The 20,383-nt window shown below is 58.3% G+C and carries 16 protein-coding genes; 12 read left to right on the top strand and 4 right to left on the bottom strand.

Annotated elements, in window-relative coordinates:
- Positions 1-6 precede the first annotated feature (6 nt).
- The 6 genes from murC to lpxC all read left to right on the top strand — a co-directional run bounded on the left by murC (position 7) and on the right by lpxC (position 7,032).
- The gene (gene murC / locus FRH_RS16930; protein ID WP_139527259.1) at positions 7-1,455 is read left to right on the top strand and encodes a UDP-N-acetylmuramate--L-alanine ligase; all 1,449 of its coding nucleotides are present in this window, start codon (positions 7-9) and stop codon (positions 1,453-1,455) included.
- Positions 1,452-2,390 carry a D-alanine--D-alanine ligase gene (locus FRH_RS16925; protein WP_139527198.1) on the top strand — a complete coding sequence of 313 codons (939 nt, stop codon included), beginning with the start codon at positions 1,452-1,454 and terminating at the stop codon, positions 2,388-2,390. The genes murC and FRH_RS16925 overlap by 4 nt, the downstream gene beginning before the upstream one ends.
- Before the next feature lie 22 nt (positions 2,391-2,412).
- The gene (locus tag FRH_RS16920; protein ID WP_139527199.1) at positions 2,413-3,141 is read left to right on the top strand and encodes a cell division protein FtsQ/DivIB; all 729 of its coding nucleotides are present in this window, start codon (positions 2,413-2,415) and stop codon (positions 3,139-3,141) included.
- 314 nt (positions 3,142-3,455) lie between these two features.
- Positions 3,456-4,745 carry a cell division protein FtsA gene (ftsA, locus tag FRH_RS16915; RefSeq protein ID WP_139527200.1) on the top strand — a complete coding sequence of 430 codons (1,290 nt, stop codon included), beginning with the start codon at positions 3,456-3,458 and terminating at the stop codon, positions 4,743-4,745.
- Positions 4,746-4,779: 34 nt separating this feature from the next.
- The gene (gene ftsZ / locus FRH_RS16910; protein WP_139527201.1) at positions 4,780-5,964 is read left to right on the top strand and encodes a cell division protein FtsZ; all 1,185 of its coding nucleotides are present in this window, start codon (positions 4,780-4,782) and stop codon (positions 5,962-5,964) included.
- A 156-nt stretch (positions 5,965-6,120) separates the two neighbouring features.
- A complete protein-coding gene (lpxC, locus tag FRH_RS16905; RefSeq protein ID WP_139527202.1) occupies positions 6,121-7,032 on the top strand; it encodes a UDP-3-O-acyl-N-acetylglucosamine deacetylase in 912 nt (303 codons plus the stop codon).
- A gap of 112 nt (positions 7,033-7,144) precedes the next feature.
- Here lpxC and FRH_RS16900 read toward each other — a convergent pair whose 3' ends face one another.
- A complete protein-coding gene (locus FRH_RS16900; RefSeq protein ID WP_139527203.1) occupies positions 7,145-7,615 on the bottom strand; it encodes a DciA family protein in 471 nt (156 codons plus the stop codon).
- 547 nt (positions 7,616-8,162) lie between these two features.
- Between FRH_RS16900 and secA the strand changes: the two genes are divergently transcribed.
- From secA to FRH_RS16885, 3 genes are all read left to right on the top strand, one after another.
- Positions 8,163-10,886 carry a preprotein translocase subunit SecA gene (gene secA / locus FRH_RS16895; RefSeq protein WP_281997300.1) on the top strand — a complete coding sequence of 908 codons (2,724 nt, stop codon included), beginning with the start codon at positions 8,163-8,165 and terminating at the stop codon, positions 10,884-10,886.
- Between the two features lie 37 nt (positions 10,887-10,923).
- Positions 10,924-12,153, top strand: a complete 1,230-nt coding sequence (gene argJ, locus FRH_RS16890) for a bifunctional glutamate N-acetyltransferase/amino-acid acetyltransferase ArgJ (RefSeq protein ID WP_139527206.1) — start codon at positions 10,924-10,926, stop codon at positions 12,151-12,153.
- A gap of 75 nt (positions 12,154-12,228) precedes the next feature.
- Complete coding sequence (locus FRH_RS16885) at positions 12,229-13,185, top strand: Nudix family hydrolase (protein WP_239284014.1); 957 nt, start codon at positions 12,229-12,231, stop codon at positions 13,183-13,185.
- A 113-nt stretch (positions 13,186-13,298) separates the two neighbouring features.
- On the opposite strand, the gene FRH_RS16880 is transcribed toward FRH_RS16885, so the two are convergent.
- Complete coding sequence (locus FRH_RS16880; RefSeq protein ID WP_219861089.1) at positions 13,299-14,201, bottom strand: carbon-nitrogen hydrolase; 903 nt, start codon at positions 14,199-14,201, stop codon at positions 13,299-13,301.
- Positions 14,202-14,211: 10 nt separating this feature from the next.
- A complete protein-coding gene (locus FRH_RS16875; protein ID WP_139527208.1) occupies positions 14,212-15,282 on the bottom strand; it encodes an agmatine deiminase family protein in 1,071 nt (356 codons plus the stop codon).
- A 199-nt stretch (positions 15,283-15,481) separates the two neighbouring features.
- Between FRH_RS16875 and FRH_RS16870 the strand changes: the two genes are divergently transcribed.
- A complete protein-coding gene (locus FRH_RS16870; protein ID WP_139527209.1) occupies positions 15,482-16,723 on the top strand; it encodes a lipoprotein-releasing ABC transporter permease subunit in 1,242 nt (413 codons plus the stop codon).
- Between the two features lie 10 nt (positions 16,724-16,733).
- Positions 16,734-17,435, top strand: a complete 702-nt coding sequence (locus tag FRH_RS16865; protein WP_139527210.1) for an ATP-binding cassette domain-containing protein — start codon at positions 16,734-16,736, stop codon at positions 17,433-17,435.
- Position 17,436: 1 nt separating this feature from the next.
- On the opposite strand, the gene FRH_RS16860 is transcribed toward FRH_RS16865, so the two are convergent.
- Entirely contained in the window at positions 17,437-17,988 is a 552-nt protein-coding gene (locus tag FRH_RS16860) for a DUF2062 domain-containing protein (RefSeq protein WP_139527211.1), read from the bottom strand.
- A 97-nt stretch (positions 17,989-18,085) separates the two neighbouring features.
- On the opposite strand from FRH_RS16860, the gene FRH_RS16855 reads away from it, so the two are divergent.
- Positions 18,086-20,350, top strand: coding sequence for a DNA internalization-related competence protein ComEC/Rec2 (locus FRH_RS16855; RefSeq protein ID WP_219861087.1), 2,265 nt, complete (start codon positions 18,086-18,088; stop codon positions 20,348-20,350).
- Positions 20,351-20,383: the final 33 nt, after the last annotated feature.

The following is a 20,383-nucleotide window of genomic DNA, read 5'->3' as shown; positions in this document are numbered from 1 at the left end:
ACTAACATGCCGCCGCAAGGGGTCCGTCCGTCGGGCCCCGGTATGCGTCGTATTCAGCGGCTGCATTTCGTGGGTATCGGTGGGGCAGGCATGTGCGGAATCGCCGAGGTATTGGCGAACCAAGGCTACCAAGTCAGCGGTAGCGATATGAAAGCATCCCCCGTAGTAGAGCGGCTGCGCCAGTGCGGTGTCACGGTGGCGATCGGCCATGCAGAAGCAAATGTTCGAGGGGCTGACGTGGTCGTCGTCTCCAGCGCCATCGATGAAACCAACCCTGAGATAAGCTGGGCCCATGAGCACCGGGTGCCGGTGGTGCGTCGTGCCGAGATGCTGGCAGAGTTGATGCGTTTTCGCCACGGCATTGCCGTGGCGGGTACCCATGGTAAAACCACCACGACTAGCTTGACGGCCACGCTACTCGCAGAAGGAGGGTTGGACCCAACGTTCGTCATCGGTGGCAAGCTGACGAGTGCAGGCGCCAATGCCCGTTTGGGCGAGGGCGATTATCTGGTGGCCGAGGCCGACGAGTCCGACGCGTCGTTTTTGCACCTGCAGCCCATGGTATCGATCGTGACCAACATCGATGCCGACCATATGGCGACGTATGGCGGTGACTTCGAGCGGCTCAAAAGCACCTTCATCGAATTTCTACATAATCTGCCTTTTTATGGATTGGCCGTGCTGTGCATAGATGACCCGCATGTGCGCGGTTTATGTGAGCAAGTAAAACGGCAGTTCGTGACGTATGGCTTCGATGACGATGCCGACTACCGTATCGTCGATTTTGCACAGCAAGGTGGCGAAGTGTCGTTCACTGCGCTGCGTCCAGGTGGCGCTGCACCGTTGGCCATTCGACTAGCCATGCCGGGTCGGCATAACGCGCTCAATGCTATGGCGGCGATCGTAGTGGCGACGGACGCAGGCGTTAGCGATGAGGCGATTCAACGGGGCCTTACCGGGTTTGCAGGTGTTGGACGTCGTTTTCAAGTGCATGGACACTTCCCTGCCCCCACGGGGGGAGGTGAGGTCATGCTGGTGGACGACTACGGGCACCACCCCCGCGAGGTCGACATGGTGATTCAAGCCGTGCGAGCGGGTTGGCCCGACCGCCGGTTGGTGATGCTCTACCAGCCCCATCGCTACAGCCGAACGCGGGATCTCTACGAAGACTTCGTGCGTGTTCTTTCCCAAGTAGATACGCTGGTGCTCTTGGACGTGTACAGTGCGGGCGAAGCCGTGCTGCCGGGAGCCGAAGGGCGCACACTAGCCGGTTCTATTCGCCAGCGAGGCGAGGTCGATCCGCTATTTGTCGAGCACAAGCATGAACTGCCCGCTTTGCTGACCAACGTGTTACGTCCCGGAGATATCCTAATTACTCAGGGGGCAGGGGACGTGGGCGGTATTTCGCTACGTTTGGCGCAGGCCAGATTGGAGTTGGATGAGGTGGCGTTATGAACGGCAGTCAAGTCGGCTCCTTGGAGCGCGTCGTCGTGGTATATGGCGGCATTTCCGCCGAGCGAGAGGTGTCTCTCAAAAGTGGCGCGGCGATTTTAGCTGCCCTGAGGCGACAGGGTGTCGACGCGATCGGTTATGACCCTAAAGAGGGCGGCCTCGCTGGGCTCGAGCGCTTGGATCCCAGCGCGGTGTTCGTTGCGCTGCATGGTCGCGGTGGAGAGGATGGTACCTTTCAAGGGGCGCTAGAGCTGCTGGGCGTACCCTACACTGGAAGCGGCGTCTTGGCCTCTGCGCTGGGAATGGATAAACAGCGCACCAAACAGGTGTGGCAGGCCGTAGGCCTGCCCACGCCTGAGTGCATCATGCTCGACGAGCGCGCCGACTGGGTCGCTGTGGTCGAGCGGCTCGGGCTCCCGATGATGGTCAAACCGGTGCATGAGGGCTCCACCCTGGGCATCAGTATCGTCAAGAGCCAAGAAGAGCTTCGAGCGGCGTATACGGAGGCGGCCAAATTCGATGCGCGTGTAATGGCCGAACGATTTGTCGTCGGCGATGAGTACACCGTAGCGCTGCTGGGAGATGATGTCTTGCCTGCCATTCGCGTTGAGGTGCCAGGCGGTTTCTACGACTACGAAGCCAAGTACATCGCCAACACTACGCAGTATCACTTACCCTGTGGTCTATCCTGGGAGGATGAGCAGTCCCTGGCAGCGTTGTGCAAAGAGGCGTTTGCCGCTGTAGGAGGCGAGGGGTGGGGACGTATTGACGTCATGCGTGACACGTCAGGTCAGTTCTGGCTCATCGAGGTCAATACGGTGCCGGGAATGACCGATCATAGTCTCGTTCCGCAGGCGGCTGCCCACGCAGGTATTGGCTTCGACGAGTTGGTCTTGCGGATCCTACAGACTGCCCTCTCAGCGGCCAGCGCATCATGATGGGCTCGGTAAAAGGGACGTTATGAAAAAACGCAACGCATGGTTGGGCGTTGTGCTATTGGCGCTGCTGCTGGGTGCCGGTGGTCGAGCGCTATGGCTATGGTTGGATCGCCCCATCGAGCGCGTGTCGATACGAGGCGAATGGGAGTACGTCAGCGCCGACTATCTGCGCACTCAGTTAGCACCCTTGGTACAAGAGGCAACGTGGCTATCGGCTGACTTGGGGGAGCTTCGGCGCCGTGCGCTCACCATCGGCTGGCTCAATGAAGTGCGAATCTCGCGTGAGTGGCCGAATGCGTTGGTGTTCGAACTGGTAGAGCAGACGCCAGTGGCGCGCTGGAACGATGACTTTCTTTTGAATCCCGAAGGCGAGCCGTTTGCTTTTGCGCCGCTAACCGTACCGGCAGGGCTTCCCGACTTGGCAGGACCAAGTGGCAGCAGTGAAGAGGTGTTGGCTTACTATCAGCGCTTGTTACCGCATTTTGCCGGGTTATCGCTATCCCTCTCTCAGCTGCGGTTAGAACCGCGCGGAGCTTGGCGTTTGCAGCTATCCAGTGGTGCCTGGGTCATGCTGGGTCGCCGCCAGCACGGCGAGCGTTTAGCGAGATTGTCAGCCTCATGGCAGCGCGAGCTGGCGAATGTCAGTGATCATATTCGTTACATCGATTTGCGTTACCCTAACGGAGTAGCGGTCGCTTGGCATGGAGAAACAGAGTTTCAGGAAAATGAGTCCACTCCCAGTGCAGAGTAACGTTCGATGACAATGTGCAAAAAGCGGGTAAAGGTGAGTGATCGCCAACGCTGAAAAAGCCGCAAATGGGGTTTAAATTGCGGCTAAAGCCAATTATCGTGGGTACGGACTAGTCGTATAGCGTCTATTGTTTCTATACTATGTGTCGAGCGGAGCTGTGGGTCTGTTTTTATTATCCAGTCAGCGGTTAACCCGCATCAGCGAGTTTCAAGTTTAACGTTACTAATTTTAATTTGGCGGAAGCTCTTTTTTGCTCAGGCAAATAATGTACCCGCCGTATTCATTAAAACAATGGCAAGGAGATTTACCGACTCATGGCAGGCTCACCCAACGCATCCAATATGGTTGTCGGGCTGGACATTGGAACGTCCAAGGTCGTCGCGATAGTCGGTCAACCCACCGATGACGGTGGAATTGAAATTGCCGGTATCGGTTCTCATCCGTCGCGCGGCATGAAGCGTGGTGTCGTCATCAACATCGAATCAACGGTTCAGTCGATTCAACGTGCTGTCGAAGAGGCGGAGTTGATGGCAGGTTGCGATATCCACTCGGTGTATGTGGGTGTGGCGGGCAGTCATATTAGCTCGATGAACTCCGATGGCGTAGTGGCCATTAAAGAGCGTGAAGTGACGCCGTCCGATATCGACCGGGTGATCGATTCTGCTCGCGCGCGGGCGATCTCCGAAGGCCAACGCGTACTGCACGTATTGCCTCAGGAGTTCTCGATCGACGCCCAAGGGGGCATCCGAGAGCCGCTGGGCATGTCGGGCGTTCGTCTGGAAGCGCAAGTGCATTTGGTCACGGCAGCCCTCAACGCCGTCCAGAATATCGAGAAGTGCGTACGACGCTGTGGTTTGGATGTCGACGCGATCATTCTCGAACAGCTGGCGTCGAGTATGGCCGTGCTGACCGAAGACGAGCGAGAGCTCGGGGTGTGCATGGTCGATATTGGTGGCGGCACGACCGATATGGCGATTTTCAGCGAAGGTGCCATTCGTCATACGGCGGTGATTCCCATTGCCGGTGATCAAGTCACTAACGATATTGCTATGGCGTTACGTACCCCGACGCAGCACGCTGAAGAGATCAAAGTGAAGTATGCTTGCGCGCTAACCCAGTTGGCGGCAAGTGATGAGATGATCAAGGTTCCCAGTGTCGGTGATCGTCCGGCCAGAGATCTGTCACGCCAAGCGCTGGCAGAGGTGGTCGAGCCGCGTTACGAAGAGCTGTTTACCTTGGTAAGAGACGAATTACGCCGCAGCGGCTATGAAGATATGGTGGCTGCGGGTGTGGTGCTCACCGGCGGCACTTCGCGCATGGAGGGTGTAAGCGAGCTGGCAGAAGAGATATTTCACATGCCGGTTCGTATTGCCTGCCCGCAAAATGTCAGAGGCTTGGCAGATGTGGTTCGCAATCCTATCTATGCGACGGGCGTTGGTTTGCTGCATTATGCACTGCAGGAAACGCGTCATGGGCAAGGCCTAGAAAGCCACGGGGGAGGCGTTGCGGCCCATAAAGGGCGTAACGAATTAGCCCGGCGTGATATCAAGGATGGCCATTCGGCGCTGGCAAGAATCAAAGGCTGGTTCAAAGGAAATTTCTGATAGGGCCGCAAGCGCGGTTCAGGAGACGGGGCTTATGTTCGAATTGGTAGATAACGCACCCTCGAGCAGTGCGGTCATCAAAGTAGTGGGCGTTGGCGGCGGTGGCGGTAACGCTGTCAACCATATGGTCGAAAGCAACATCGAAGGCGTCGAGTTCATTTGCGCCAACACCGATGCTCAGGCCCTCAAGCGCGTATCGGCAAAGACGGTGCTGCAGTTGGGTGGTGAAATCACCAAAGGGCTCGGGGCAGGTGCTAACCCTGAAGTAGGGCGGCAGGCGGCCATGGAAGACCGTGAGCGCATTGCCGAACTGCTGAGCGGCGCCGACATGGTCTTCATTACGGCAGGTATGGGCGGCGGCACCGGCACTGGCGGGGCGCCCGTCGTAGCGCAAGTCGCCAAAGAGCTTGGCATTTTGACGGTGGCCGTGGTGACACGCCCCTTCCCCTTCGAAGGGCCCAAGCGAATGCGTGCGGCAGAAGAGGGAATGAAAGAGCTCTCCGAGCATGTCGACTCGTTGATCACTATACCCAACGAAAAGCTGCTGTCGGTCCTAGGCAAGAACGCCACGCTGCTGACGGCGTTCAGCGCAGCCAACGATGTGCTGCTGGGCGCGGTGCAGGGTATTGCAGAGCTGATCACCAGCCCAGGGATCATCAACGTGGACTTTGCCGATGTGCGCACCGTCATGTCAGAAATGGGCATGGCCATGATGGGGACCGGCGGCGCTACGGGGGAAAACCGCGCCCGTGAAGCCGCTGAAAAAGCCATTCGCAGCCCGCTACTCGAGGATATCGATCTTCATGGCGCGCGCGGTATTCTGGTCAACATTACCGCAGGCCCGGATCTTTCCATCGGCGAATTCAACGATGTGGGTGCAACGGTCCAAGAATTTGCATCTCAAGAGGCGACCATCGTGGTGGGTACCTCCATCGATATGGAAATGTCCGATGAGCTGCGCGTTACGGTGGTGGCGGCCGGACTGGATGGTAGCAAAGCCAAGGCGACGGCGGCGCGAGAACCGGCTCGTCGCTCTGCGGCGGAAGCCGGTGGTTCCGATTATCGTAAATTGCAGCAACCCACTGTCATGCGCCAGCAAGCCACGGCACGCGCCGAAGCTCCCGATGCAGCGCCAAAGCCGCGTGCTGAAAAGCGTCGTGCAGCGGATGCCGACGACTACTTGGATATCCCCGCGTTCCTGCGTCGTCAAGCGGATTAACCCCCGCCATCGGGTTCATTGCAGCAGCAAACGAGAGTTTTATTGGTTAAAACGCTCGTTTGCTGTTAAAGTGAACACTGTTTGATAACTTTCTTCCTTTGCGGATCCTGTAGCAGCTTGCTGCAAGCCGCCGTCATTAGAGCTTGACCACTACCCATGATCAGACAACGCACACTACAAAACGTCATTCGCGCCACTGGAGTGGGTCTGCACTCCGGCAAAAAAGTCCATATGGCTTTGCGTCCGGCACCGGCCAACACCGGCATTGTGTTTGTCAGAACCGATCTGGATCCCGTGGTACATGTGCCTGCCCGTGCCGAACTGGTTGAAGACACCACGCTGTGCACGGCGCTCTCTTATGAAGGTGTCAAAGTCGCGACCGTCGAGCACCTTATGTCCGCCTTTGCGGGCTTGGGCATCGATAATGCCTACGTCGATATCAGTGCCCCGGAAGTGCCCATCATGGATGGTAGCGCCAGCCCATTTGTCTTTTTGATTCAGTCTGCGGGCATTTTGGAGCAAGAGGCGGCCAAGAAATTCATTCGCATCAAGCGCCGCATTGGTGTGACCGATGGTGATAAAGAAGCCACTTTTTTGCCTCACCAAGGTTTTAAAGTGTCGTTTGCCATCGATTTCGACCATCCGGTTTTCGAGCAGCAGAAGCAAACTGCGCTGATCGACTTTTCGACCACGTCGTTCGTCAAAGAAGTCTCCCGTGCGCGAACTTTTGGCTTCATGCGCGATCTCGAGTACCTTCGCTCCAACAATTTGGCTCTTGGGGGCAGCCTCGAGAATGCGATCGTTGTTGATGATTACCGTATCGTCAATGAAGGTGGCCTGCGCTATGAAGATGAGTTCGTCAAACACAAGGTGCTAGATGCCATCGGTGACCTGTATCAGTTGGGCTATAGTTTGATTGGCGAATTCCGCGGCGTGAAATCAGGCCATGCGCTCAATAACCAGCTGTGCCGTGAGCTAATGGCTCAGCCTGATGCCTATGAAATTGTCACGTTCGAAGAAGAGAAAGCCGTGGCACCCATCTCTTATGCGGCTCCAGCGATGGCGTAATTCGTCAAAATAAAAATGTCTGGGGCGTTGAGTTGAAAACGTGACATGGCTCCCCATCTACAAAGCACTGCTTCGGCGGTGCTTTTTGCGTGTAAGGGGAGGCGCTTTTAAATTACGTTTTGGTGTCTTTCGGGCGAGCGTGAGAGGCCAGGCGCTCTAGGGCATGTTTGAGGCTGAGGCTGTCAGTGTCTTTGGCGCATTCGGCCAGGGTTTTGCCCGCACTGTCGGAAAGCGTTCGCGTGAAGCGTCTGGGTGACTCGATGGGGCGTACGGGGCGCACTTTAAGGGTGAACCCTGTTACTCCCTCAAAGCCAGGGAGCTGGTGAAGCAGCGATAACAGGCGAGATTGTTCGTAGCGTAGCCACGTCAGCCAGCTCGCTTGCCCGCTGATGAGGGTCAAGCGCCCATTGCTAAAACCGCCTACGAAAATATGTTCACGCATCTCTTCGGGTAAATGAGCACGGAGATGCCGCTGTGCTTGATCGATCAAGCGTGATTGTCGCATGAGCTGGCCGACGCCGCCTGACTTGGTTAGCAGTTGGGCAATGGGCTGTGCGCGAGAACGCTTAACCTTTATACTCATCAACTTGATTCCTAGGGTGTTGCGAGTGGCGTCGTACTGGTTACTACGTGCATCACCTGTGATTGACCGCCAATAGACAGAGCCTAACACGCTCAGGAGCCAGTCCACAGCATGTCATCAACGTCAGAGATCGAATCCGCTTCGCTAAAGCGTCCTCGACGCTATGGCCTGGCGCGTTGGTGGTTGGCTGGTTTGCTGGTGAGTTGTTTACTACCCGCTAGTTTACACCCATCCGACGCGTTGAGAAGCAGCGACCGTGGTGTTTGCATCTGCTTTTGGATGCCTGCCATGCTTCGCGCGAAGTCTCATTGGATCGCGAAGAAACGGCGCGCGCTTCGCCGCTGGTTTCATCGCCAAACGCGACGAGAGCCCCAATCCTTCCGTCGCCCGTTACCTTTTCTTCGGTTTGCGCTCCCGCTCGTCGCCGCAAGCGATGTCGTGACGCCCCGTGGCCCGCCTACTCGATAATGCCTCGCTTGATTACCACCCTTTTTGCCTGATACCTGAGCGTACCTGGATGGGGCGCTCACGATGATTTGGAAATTTCATGATTAATAATTTGTTACGTAAAGTGGTCGGCTCCAAGAACGACCGTGAAGTCAAGCGCATGCAAAAAAGTGTGCAGAGCATCAATGCATTGGAAGAGACCCTGGCGGGCCTAAGCGATGCAGAGCTTCAAGCAAAAACTCCAGAACTACGTCAGCGTCTAGACGAAGGGGCAACGCTGGACAGCCTCTTGCCCGATGCGTTTGCTGTGGTGCGCGAGGCCAGTAAGCGGGTGATGGGGATGCGTCATTTTGACGTGCAGATGGTGGGGGGTATGACCCTACACCGCGGCCGTATCGCCGAAATGAAGACTGGTGAAGGTAAAACCCTGGTCGCCACGCTCGCGGTCTATTTGAACGCGCTGACTCGCAAAGGCGTTCATGTCGTGACCGTGAACGACTACCTCGCCCGTCGCGATGCTGAATGGATGCGCCCCCTGTATGAATTTCTAGGGCTCACGGTGGGTGTTATTTTCGCCGGACAGACGGGGGAAGAGAAGCGTCACGCGTATCAATGCGATATTACCTACGGCACCAACAACGAGTTTGGCTTCGACTACCTCCGCGACAACATGGCGTTCTCACTGGAAGACAAAGTCCAGCGCGGTTTGCACTACGCCATTGTGGACGAAGTCGACTCCATCTTGATCGATGAAGCGCGCACGCCGCTGATCATCTCCGGTGCGGTGGACGAAAATACGGACCTCTACGGCATCGTGAATCGTTTGGCTCAGCAGCTCGAGCAGGGGGAGGTCTCCGAAGATGACGAAGCGCCAGTGAGCGGCGATTTCGTGCTCGACGAAAAGCAGAAACAGGTAGAACTGACCGAGCAAGGACACAATAAGGTCGAAGAACTCATGCGGGCCGAGGGGCTGCTGGGGGAGGGCGAATCGCTTTATGCTGCGCAAAACCTCAACTTGCTGCAGCACATGCACTCGGCGCTACGTGCGCGTCACCTCTATCACCTCGACGTGGACTACATCGTCGCGGAAGGTCAGGTCGTGATCGTCGACGAACATACCGGTCGTACCATGCCTGGGCGTCGTTGGTCCGAGGGGTTGCACCAGGCCGTCGAAGCCAAAGAAGGGGTGACGGTTCAGCGTGAAAGTCAGACGCTGGCATCCACTACCTTCCAGAACTACTTTCGTCTGTATGAAAAGCTGTCGGGCATGACTGGCACGGCGGACACCGAAGCGTTCGAATTCCGTCAAATTTACGGTCTGGACGTCATCGTCATCCCTACCAACCGTCCGTTGGCGCGCAAGGATCTCAATGATCTCGTCTACCTGAGCGCCGAAGAGAAGTACGAAGCCATCATCAAAGACGTCAAGGCAGAAACAGAGGCGGGTCGCCCTGTGCTGGTCGGTACGGCGTCGATCGAAACGTCCGAGTACCTCGCACGCCTGATGCGCAATGCAGGCTTGAAATTTAACGTGCTCAACGCAAAACAGCACCAAAGCGAAGCGGAAATCATCGCCCAGGCGGGCCGACCAGGTGCCATTACCATCGCCACCAACATGGCGGGGCGTGGAACGGACATCATGTTGGGTGGCAACTGGGAGGCCGAGGCAGCCAAGCTGCAAAACCCCAGTCAAACCCAAATCGATACGCTCAAGGCCGAATGGCAAAAGCGCCATGATGCGGTTTTGGAAGCGGGTGGCCTGCACGTCGTGGGTTCCGAGCGGCACGAATCACGGCGTATCGATAACCAGCTTCGCGGTCGCGCCGGGCGTCAGGGGGATCCTGGCTCGACACGCTTCTTCCTCTCCTTGGAAGATAGCCTGATGCGTCTGTTTGGCTCGGATCGCGTGAAGCGTTTGATGCAGGCGTTGGGGCTCGAGCGTGGCGAAGCCATCGAGCACAAAATGGTCTCTAACGCGGTCGAGCGCGCACAGAAGAAAGTCGAAGGCCGTAACTTCGACATCCGTAAGCAGTTGCTGGAGTACGATGACGTCGCCAACGACCAGCGCCGCGTCATCTATGAGCAGCGTAACGAAATTCTCGCCTCCGACGATGTCTCCGCCGCTGTGTTAGGTATTCGTGAGGAGGTCATGGAGGAGGCGATTAGCGACTACGTGCCCCCACAAAGTCTGGCTGAGCAGTGGGATCTGCCTGGGCTGGAAGCGCACCTGAAAACGGAGTTCAATCTCGATGCTCCGGTCGTGCAGTGGGCGGACGAGGATGAGCGCTTCAGTGAAGAGAAGCTGCGCGAGCGCCTGCAAACCATGCATCGCGACGCGTACCAGGCGAAGATCGAGTCCGCTGGTGAAGCGCTGATTCGTCGCTTCGAGAAACAAGTGATGCTGCAAGTGCTGGATACCCGCTGGAAAGAGCATCTGCAGTCCATGGATCATTTGCGTCGCGGTATCCACTTGCGTGGCTATGCACAGAAAAACCCCAAGCAGGAGTACAAGCGCGAGTCCTTCGAGCTGTTCCAGCATCTGTTGACCAACATTAAAGCCGATGTCACGCGCATTCTCAGCCACGTTCAGGTGCGTCAGCCAGAAGAGGTCGATGCGCTGGAGCAGAAGCGCCGTGAAGAGCTGGCCCGTGAAAAAGCCACGGCTGCCAGCCGCCACGATGCGCCCGATGCCGAGCCTGGCGAGGCCGCACCCGGTGCCGACGGTCGCCCGCTGCGTCGTGAAAATCCCAAAGTAGGCCGCAACGATCCTTGCGTGTGTGGTTCGGGTAAGAAATACAAGCAGTGCTGCGGAAAATTGAGCTAATCACGCGCTCTCGTCAGCGAGCGTAAAGGAGAAAAACATGGCGGTGGGACATCTTCCCTTTCCGGAATTGCCACCTCTTGACGGGGTGCGTCTAGGGACTGCAAAGGCGGGCATCAAGAAGCCGGACCGCCGTGACATGGTCGTGATCGAGCTGCCTGAGGCGGCCACCGTCGCCGGTGTGTTCACGCGCAATGCGTTTTGTGCCGCTCCCGTGGTGGTGGCTAAGACACACCTTGAGGCGTGTGCAAAGAACGGTCTGTCTGCCCGGTACTGGCTGATCAATACCGGCAATGCCAATGCGGGTACGGGTGAGTCAGGACTGCAGGATGCCTATGCCAGCTGCGCCGCGGTGGCCGAGCAAGCCGGGGTGGACGCCACCCAGGTACTGCCGTTCTCGACTGGCGTGATTGGCGAGCCATTGCCCATGGCCCGCCTTTTGGCGGGTTTGCCAAATGCGCTGGGGTCGTTGGCTGATTCAAGTCAAGCCTGGCAGCAGGCAGGGGAAGGCATTCTTACTACTGACACTCGCGCAAAAGGCGCGACGGTTAGCGTGGCGATTGGCGACCAGCAGGTGACCATCAACGGCATTACCAAAGGGTCGGGCATGATCAAACCCAACATGGCGACCATGCTGGGATTCGTCGTTACCGACGCGGCGATTGAGCAGCCCTTACTCGCCTCGCTACTCCGGGAAACGGTGGATCGCTCTTTCAACTGTATCACCGTGGATAGCGATACTTCTACCAACGATGCCTGCATGCTGGCAGCGACGGGCACGGGGGCGCGTATCGAAAGCGACGAGCATATTGTCGTGTTCCGCAATGCACTGCAGCGAGTGATGACCGAGCTAGCTCAGTCGATCATCCGCGATGGCGAGGGGGCGACTAAGTTCATCACCCTGCAGGTGAACGATGCCTGCACGCGCCAAGAGGCGCTGGACGTAGCATTTACCGTGGCCCATTCGCCGCTGGTCAAAACCGCCCTTTATGCTTCCGATGCCAACTGGGGGCGTATTTTAGCGGCAGTGGGACGGGCACCGGTGGAGTCGTTCGATGTCAGCCGTGTCGTCATTGATTTGGGCGATGTGCGACTGGTGGAGAACGGTGGCCGTGCTAATAGCTACACCGAGGCAGCTGGCAGTGCCGTCATGGCCGAGGAAGAGATTACAATTCGCATTAATTTGGGGCGTGGTGACGAGGCGGCCACTGTGTGGACCTCGGATCTGTCCCATGACTATGTGTCCATCAACGCGGATTACCGCAGCTAAGTCTGTGGCAACGTGCTAACGCAGCGAGATAGCGCCGTGCAAGCATGGCGGTGCGCACAAAGTGGATTAGACGTAATGAGTGTAATGGTAAAACGACGGGTACATGTTGCGGCGGCTGCAATGATCAGCGCCGATCAAAAGCACGTGCTGATCGCGCGTCGGCCTTCCAACGTCGATCACGGCGGTTTATGGGAGTTTCCTGGCGGTAAACTGGCCCCCTATGAAACTGGGTTAGAAGGCCTGAAACGTGAGTTGCATGAAGAGTTGGGCGTGGAGATCGTCCGTGCTCAGCCGCTCATTCGCGTTCACCATGAGTACCCTGATAAGCATATCTTGCTCGACGTATGGCAGGTGCATGAGTTCGCCGGCGAGCCGTTTGGCCGTGAGGGTCAAGCGGTGCGGTGGGTGCCGATGAACGAGCTGGTGAACTACCCGTTCCCGGCAGCGAACCTGCCGATCCTCCGCGCTGTGATGCTACCTACTGAGTATTTGATTACCGGTGAAGAGCCTGACGACGAGCGCTTCGCAGCGCTGCTCGAGCGCGCTCTGCGCGAAGACAATATTCGTCTTGTTCAGCTGCGTGCCAAAAGTTTGGATGAGGCAGCCTACGTGGCTCGTGCCGAGCGTGCGCTCACGCTTTGCCGTGAATATGGGGCAAAACTGCTGCTCAACGGTGAGCCTACGCTCTTGGAACAGGTCGATGCCGATGGCATCCATCTGACCAGTGCGCGGTTGATGGAGCTGGATCGTCGCCCGATTGCCGAAAACAAGTGGCTGTCGGCATCAACGCATGACCAGAAGCAGCTCTCCCAAGCGGCCGTGTTGGGGTGTGATTTCGTCACCCTGTCGCCGCTACGCACTACGCCTTCGCACCCGGAAGTGGCCCCCATGGGCTGGCACGACTTCCAACAACTGGTGGAGCGGGCCGGTATGCCGGTGTTCGCGCTGGGCGGCATGACCCGCTTCGACGCCAACCACGCGCGCGCGGTGGGCGCGCAAGGCATCGCCTCTATTCGCGATTTTTGGAAGTAAGTACTTTTGCCGTGGGTACTCTTGCTGTAGGTACGCTTGTCTGATCGCCAATAGTAAAACGCCTGCTCTGGTCACAGGGCAGGCGTTATTAGTTGTTAGGGAGAAGTAAATACCTAGTCGCGGTAGCGGCGGGTCAGGTCGCCATAGGCGTCGACCCGGCGGTCGCGCAGGTAGGGCCAAATACGTCGGGTGTTTTCGCTACGCGCCATATCCAGGCTTACGACCAACTGCTCGGTCTCTTCACCCGCATGTGCTAACAGCTCGCCTTGTGGGCCGCAAATAAAGCTACCGCCCCAAAAAGCGATACCGTCGCCCACGCCGGAGTGATCCGCTTCAAGGCCGATGCGGTTGGCCACCAGGACTGGCAGACCGTTGGCAACGCCATGGGCTCGCTGAATGAGCGTCCACGCCTCTTTTTGGCGCGCCTTTTCGGCGTCGTCGTCGTTAGGGTCCCAGCCAATGGCGGTGGGATAGAGCAGCAGCTCGGCACCCGCCAGCGCCATCAGGCGCGCCGCTTCCGGATACCACTGGTCCCAGCACACCAAAATCCCTAACCGCCCCACGGACGTGTCGATGGGCGTAAAGCCCTCTTTGCGGGTGTCGTCGGCGTCGCCAGGGGTGAAGTAAAACTTTTCGTAGAACCCTGGGTCGTCGGGAATGTGCATCTTACGATACTGACCCACTCGCCCCTGAGCACGGTCGTAGACCACGGCAGTATTGTGGTAAAGCCCCGCTGCGCGTTTCTCGAACAGCGAGCCTACCAGCACGATATCCAGCTCTTTGGCCAGTGCCGCTAGCCGCTGGCCGGTGGGGCCGTCCAGTGGTTCGGCAAGATCGAACAGTGCCGGGTCTTCGTATTGGCAGAAGTAGTGGGTGGCGTGCAGCTCTTGTAATAGTACGAGCTGTGCTCCTTGGCTCGCTGCTTTGCGAATGCCCGCTTCGCTTTCGGCTAGACTGCGCGCTTTGTCCGGCCATGCGGCTTGTTGAATCACCGCCACGTTGAGTGTCTGAGACATGCTGCTCTCCTTAAGAGTGAGTGGTCGCAGGCACAAGCGTACCTTTGGGTAGCTGCATGGTTAAGCAGTGCAGGCTGCCGTGCTGTCGAATCACGCTGACGCACTCGATGGGAATCAGAGTATGTTCCGGGAACGCCACGGCCAGCGCCTGGAGGGCCGTGACATCCGCAGGATCTCCGTAAGTGGGTACGAGCACGGCGTCGTTAATGATCAGAAAGTTAGCATAGGTGGCTGGCAGGCGATGACCGTCTTCAGGATCGAAACAGGCCTGGGGCCAGGGAAGCGGAACGAGCCGGTAGGGCTCGCCGTTACGCTGACGAAACGCTTTTAGCTCCTGTTCCATGGCCTGGAGGGCCGTATAGTGGCGATCGGTGGGATCATCGCAGCGCACGTAGGCAATAGTGGTGGGGCTACAAAAACGAGCCAGTGTATCCACATGACTGTCGGTATCGTCACCTTCTAAGTGCCCGTGCGTTAGCCATAGTATTCGGTCGACACCAAAGTCGTCTGCCAATCTCGCTTCGATATCGGCACGGGAGAGTGACGGGTTGCGGTTGGTATTCAGCAAGCACGCTTCGGTGGTGAGCAGTGTGCCCTCGCCGTCGGTTTCGATGGCGCCGCCTTCCAGTACCATGTCACGCGAGGCCACCGGACAAGCCCATACGCCTGCGTCTGCCAGCCACTGCGTCAGCTGATTGTCCCGCTCGGCGGGAAATTTACCGCCCCAGCCGGTAAAGGTGTAATCCAGCAGCAACGGTTGGTCATCGTCATCCAACACCGTCATCGGCCCGTGATCCCGCGCCCAGGTATCGTCGGTGGGTGCGACAATGAGCAGCAATTGCTGTTGGGGAATTCCATACGCCTCGAAAGTGGCGGTCAGACGCTGGTAAGTCGCCTCGTCGGGCACGCAAATGATCACCTTCTGGTAGCGCGCGGTGGCCAGTACGATTCGCTCTAGCGTGGCTTCGATACGCGCCAGCATATAGGCCCAGTCGCCGTCAGGGCGGGGCCAAGTGAGCTGCAGACCATCTTGAGGATGCCACTCGGGCAATAGGCGGTGAGTATGGGTAGCCAACGTCAACGGTGCTCTCTCTAGTCAGAATAAGCTTACCCAGCGGGCAAGAGGAACGGGCGCAATTTAGGGGGTTGCCTCACAACTTGCAAGCGTTACTGACCATCGAGGGAACGCTGTGGGTAGCCGCCACTCTAAGGCTGCGTTTGCACATGCAGCCATGCTAAAAAAACCGTACCATGGACGCCCATTATTAAGGAATGTCGTCATGCTTGATCGTTTGCCTTTTCTGGTGGGGCTGCGCTATGTGCGCGCTAAACGCCGGAACCATTTCATTTCATTTATCTCTCTGACGTCGATGCTGGGACTGATGCTGGGCGTGGCGGTGTTGATTCTCGTCTTGTCGGTGATGAACGGCTTCGATCACGAGCTGCGTACGCGCATTCTGGGTATGGTGCCCCACACTAAGATCGAATCCCAAGAAGGGCTGGTGGAGTGGGAAGCGTTAGCTGAGCGGCTAATGCAGCGTGAGCGGGTGATCGGTGCGGCGCCCTACGTCGAGCAACAGGGCATGTTCTCTGCCGGAGGCCGTAATCAAGGGGCGATGGTCAATGGCATTCACCCTGACTGGGAAGATCGCGTCTCCATCATTGGCGAGCATATGCGTCAGGGGGAGTTGGCCGATCTCGTGCCCGGCGAGTGGAATGTCGTGTTGGGCTCTATGCTTGCACGTCGGTTGGGCGTGGGAGTAGGGGACCGTGTGACGTTGCTGGTGCCTGAAGCCTCGATTACACCGGCAGGCGTATTTCCACGACTCAAGCGGTTTACCGTGAGCGGTATCTTTAGCGTCGGGGCCGATCTCGATGCGAGCCTTGCCTATGCCAACATTGAAGACATGCAAACGCTGGCTCGCATGGGTGATGCAGTGGGTGGGTTACGCCTGGAGCTGGATGACCTGTTCATTGCCGGTAGTGAAACCCAAGCCATCGTCAATGAGCTGGGCCCTGGCTATCGTGGCACCGACTGGACGTTTTCCCAAGGAAACCTCTTTCAAGCGATTCAGATGGAAAAGCGCATGATCGCGCTGCTATTGACGGTGATCATCGCCGTTGCCGCTTTCAATATCGTCTCGACGCTGGTGATGGTGGTCACCGACAAGCGCGCCGATATTGCCATTTTACGCACCATTGGTGCCACCCCGCGGTCGATCATGGGGATTTTCATCGTGCAGGGACTGGCGATTGGATTGATCGGCATTGCCGTTGGCGTTGCGGTGGGTATCGTGCTGGCGCTGACCATTGCCGACCTGATCGCTTGGTTCGAGAGTGCCTTTGGCATTCAGTTCCTGGATGCGGGGGTTTATTTTATCAGCGATCTTCCATCTCGGTTGGTGTGGAGCGACGTGCGTGACATCGTGCTGGCCGCGTTTGGTCTAACCTTCCTCTCGACGCTTTACCCTGCATGGCGAGCCGCCCGAGTTCAGCCTGCCGATGTACTTCGCTATGAATAAGGAGGCTCAGATGACGCCAACCAACGCCAACGCCATCATGTTGGAATGCCGCGAGCTTACCCGCGTTTACAGCGAAGGCCCACAGGATCTGACCGTGCTGGATCAGCTCGAACTCACCGTGCACGCGGGCGAGCGCGTCGCGATCGTGGGTAGTTCCGGGTCGGGCAAGACGACCCTGTTGAACTTGCTGGGAGGGCTGGATCGACCCAGCTCAGGCAGCGTGGTGATTGGCGGCGAACCGCTGTCGGGATTGAACGAAGCCGCACTGGGCCGCTTTCGCAACCAGTACATCGGTTTCGTATATCAATTCCACCACCTGCTGGCGGAATTCACGGCCGTCGAGAACGCGGCACTGCCGCTGATCATTCGTGGTCAGTCGAAAAAAGCTGCCGAGCAGCGTGCCATGCGGTTACTGGAGCGGGTAGGTATGAAGGCTCGCGCCGATCATAAGCCAGGTGAGCTGTCTGGAGGCGAGCGCCAGCGGGTAGCGATTGCCCGAGCACTCGTCACAGACCCAAGTCTGGTTTTGATGGACGAGCCAACGGGTAACCTCGACCAAGCTACCGCTGCCACCATTCTGAGCTTGATGGACGAGCTGGCCAAGGAGAGCGCCTGTGCCTTTGTGATCGTTACTCACGATGTGAGCCTTGCCGCCCACCAAGATCGGGTGATGAAGTTGGATGGAGGCCGCCTGGTGGCTCAGGCGAGGTGAGTCAATCATCAAACTCCGATTCGATGCGGGCTCGGCGCCGCCGTCTTTTAAGGCGGCGGCGTTTCCAGTTATGGGAGACGTGCCAGCGCCAGATTAAGCGAATCCCGATGTTCGCAACAATGGCCAGTACGAGGGCTGTGATCAATGATCCCAGCAACAGTGGCGGCAGAATGTCGTGCATCTGCTCGGCAATCCAGCGCGTCGAAATACGTGAAGGAGCCTCCCGCGCAGGGGCGCCTAGCAAAAACGTACCGATGCGATAATTGACGTAAAAAATCAGCGGCATGGTGAGCGGGTTGGTGACCCATACCAGGCCGACCGAGAGGGCCAAGTTACAACGGCTCAGCCGCGCGCCCAATGCTGCCACTACCATCTGAAAGGGGATGGGCAGCATTGCACAGAACAACCCGACGCTGAACGCGTTGGCCACGCTGCGTCGGGTCAGTAGCCATAGGCCCGGGTCCGCAATTAGCGGTGCAATGAAGCGCAGCGAGCGCTGACGCTTTAATGTGTCGGGCTTTGGCATGTAGCGCTGCAGGAAACGGCGCGGCATGTCAGGTACTCTTGAAATAAGTTGTTGCTATTATCCATATCGCGCAGGGCTTCGGCTATGGCGCATGCAGGAATGGTGAGCCACCAGGGAGGGGTGCATGGGCCAAGGCATCGCGATGCCCGCGGCAGTCGCGGCGCTGATAGGCGGTTTTTTCGCGTGGTGGACCGGGGCGCAGAGCGGCCCATGGTGGCTTCCATCCGTCATGGGCATGGGCGTGCTGCTGTGTCTGGCTTCTCGTCCTAACGCGTTACCGTGGCTGTTCATTGCTGCGGTCGTTGCGGTGAGCATTCAGCAAGAGTGGTCACGCCAACTGCCCGTCGGACTGAGCGGGCAGGATATCGTCATCGACGCCTACATCACTGAGGTGCAAGAGCAGCCGGGCGCAAGGCGGCTGCGCTTGAAGGTCGAACGCTGTACGGCCCCTCGACACTTACCTAGTTGCGAGCGATTGGGAAGTGTCAGGGTTAGCGCATACGACCATGCTTTCACCCCAGGCGAGCGCTGGCGGATGACCGTGCGGCTGCGCCCGCCCTCTGGATTTCTCAATCCGCATACGTTCAATTACGAGCAGTGGCTGTGGCGCGAAGGGATACATGCCACGGGTTACGTACGCGCGAATCCTGCGCCCCAGAAGCTGGCTGCGGCGACGCCCCGATTGCGGTCTTGGGCGCAGGATTATTTGGCACAGAGTCCTTTGGCGCCTCGCACCCAGCGGTGGTTGGCGGCATTGACGCTGGGCGATAGCGAACAGCTCACGCAAGACGACTGGACGCTGTTGAACGCTACGGGGACCACGCATCTGGTGGTGATTTCTGGCCTTCACGTGGGGTTGGTGGCCTCTTTCGTGCTGCTATTGGGTCGCTATGGCGCCCGTCTGATAACACCCACTGATTGGCGCCTGCGAACATGGCCCTGGTGGTTGGCGGGGGCAGCGGCCATTGCCTATGCGGCACTGGCGGGACTGGCACCCCCGGCGATGCGGGCGATGATCATGACCCTGCTGGGTCTATGGGTGCTTAGTGGACGCCATGCCCCCGGCTCCTGGCAGGCGTGGTGGTTAGCCTTAGCGCTGGTACTATTCTTCGATCCTCTCGCGCTTTGGCGGCCAGGGCTATGGCTATCGTTTCTGGCGGTTGGCTGGCTCATTCTCTTATGGCAAGGGCGTCCCCGACCCGTGGGAATAAGGGGGTGGTGCTGGGCGCTGCTGCGTTCGCAACTGTTGCTCGCGCCGTTGATGGCCGCTGCAGTGCTGCTGGCATTCGGGCGAGTAGCCCCCGTGGCGCCGCTGGTCAATCTGATCGCCGTGCCGTGGGTTAGCTCGATAATGGTGCCTAGCGCGCTGCTTGGTTGGCTACTCTCACCGCTACCTGGCCTGGGCGCGCTGACGTGGTGGGCGTTCGAGCAGGCGTTGGGAGGGTTCCACTGGCTGTTGCGCCTCGCGGTCGATGCAGCACCTCTTTGGCAGCCGCCCTCATCGATGGTCTATCCCCTGGCGGGTAGCCTAGTGCTGGTATCGCTGTGCTGGGGGCTGCCCGCCATTCCGCGTTGGCTGGGTATCGCATCACTGGCGCTCGTCGCGACACTCCCCTTATGGCCTAGAGAGCCGACGCTAGCCCCTGGACGGCTGGACGTAACCGTCTATGACGTGGGGCAAGGTCAGTTGGTCGAGCTGCGCAGCGTCCATTATCGGATGTTATATGATACGGGGCCGCGTTTTCGTAGCGGCTTCATGCCTCTGCAAAGCCTGTGGCCCCCTGGCCAGCTCATTGATCGAGTCATCGTCAGTCACGCGGACACCGACCATGCCGGTGGCATCGAAGCACTGCTATCCGAACACCGCGTCCGCCAGTGGTGGGCTCCTGAGGGGGAAGTGTTGCCGGTGGACAGTCACCCTTGCCAGCAGGGGCAGCAGTGGCAACAGGACGGTGTTCGCTACCGTATCCTTTGGCCACCGAAAGGGGAGAATGCGCTCTCCTCGAACGACCGCTCCTGCGTGTTGGTGGTAGAGGTCGGCGAACATCGTTTGCTATTGACAGGAGATGTCGGGCGACAGATCGAGCGACAGCTGCTCAACCAGCTCGATGGCCCGGTAAGCGTCCTAGTGGCAGGGCATCACGGCAGCTCGACAAGCTCTAGCGTTCAGTTCGTGCGCGATACCTCTCCCAGCCACGTCGTGTTTAGCGCAGGAAGGGGTAATCCGTTCGGGCATCCCGCCGATGAGGTGGTGCGTCGCTTTCGCCAGCAGAAGAGCTGCCTGTGGAGTACTGCCCACGATGGCGCACTGCGTTTTTCGCTTATCCCGCAACAGCCTATTGAGCTGCGGTCTCTGCGCGTTCTTGCAGGTGGTCATCAGCGGTGTTGAAGCGGGCCACCATCAGGTAGAATCGCCGACACT

Source organism: Halomonas sp. A020 (assembly GCF_027943625.1).
In the GTDB taxonomy this organism is placed as follows: Bacteria; Pseudomonadota; Gammaproteobacteria; order Pseudomonadales; family Halomonadaceae; genus Vreelandella; species Vreelandella piezotolerans.
The sequence above is the reverse complement of the archived record's forward strand: the minus strand, read 5'-3'. Positions and strand labels throughout refer to the sequence as shown.